The 701-nt window shown below is 48.5% G+C and carries 1 protein-coding gene and 1 pseudogene; one reads left to right on the plus strand and one right to left on the minus strand.

The features are described from left to right. The first annotated feature begins 192 nt into the window (after positions 1-192). Positions 193-531 (plus strand): M48 family metalloprotease, encoded by a 339-nt coding sequence (locus INT20_RS17940; protein WP_226912254.1) that lies wholly within the window; start codon positions 193-195, stop codon positions 529-531. On the opposite strand, the pseudogene INT20_RS17945 reads toward INT20_RS17940, so the two are convergent. Further along, positions 516-701: pseudogene (locus INT20_RS17945) on the minus strand (IS256 family transposase); the annotation flags it as partial. The gene INT20_RS17940 and the pseudogene INT20_RS17945 sit on opposite strands and share 16 nt — an antisense overlap.

Consider the following 701-nt stretch of genomic DNA (forward strand, 5'->3'; position numbering starts at 1 on the left):
TCGAGCCAGTAGGTGTTTAGCGGTGTTACAGCCTGAGTGCGGTACTGGCTGAGGTACTATGAGAAATCCAGGCTAGGGCGTAAAACATTTTGTGCTTTAAGTTTAGCGGCAACATTTGCTATTAGCGGCTGCCAATCAGGCGCTGATTTTGGCGGTCTTGTATCAGCGGGCACCAATATGGCGGGCGCCGCCATGATGTCAGACCAGCAAATACAGCAAATGGGTGATCAAACCATTGCCCAACTTGATAATGAAAACCAGCTTGTTGCCACTAACAGCCCGTATGCCGAGCGTTTGCAAAATCTGACTCAAGGCTGGGAAGTTGTTGAAGGCCATACGCTCGATTTTAACGTTTATCAGGTCTCCGAAATTAATGCGTTTGCAGTGCCCAATGGTTCCATCCGGTTATACAGTGGGTTAATGGACGAAATGACCGACGATGAGGTGCGTTACGTTATTGCTCATGAAATAGGCCATGTCGCGAGGGTGTTCAAAACTTTGTGTCAGTTTGGTCATTATAGGTCGATATGACCGTCCAGGCGTTTTGGGAAATGTATCGCCATTTGCGACAGCGTCAGGTTCCAATTTTGCACAGGGTGAGTCCAGCGTTCAGAGGCCTTGAGAATACCCGCATACAGCAGTTTCAACAGGCTATTTTCGTTGGCAAACCCACCCTTGGTCTTGGTGAGTTTTCGGAACTG

The sequence above is a fragment of the Halomonas citrativorans genome (assembly GCF_014898005.1).
Lineage (GTDB): Bacteria > Pseudomonadota > Gammaproteobacteria > Pseudomonadales > Halomonadaceae > Vreelandella > Vreelandella citrativorans.

Coding starts and splice junctions, on each gene's coding strand:
- INT20_RS17940 (WP_226912254.1), top strand. CDS start 193: ATGATGTCAGACCAGCAAATACAGCAAATGGGTGATCAAACCATTGCC.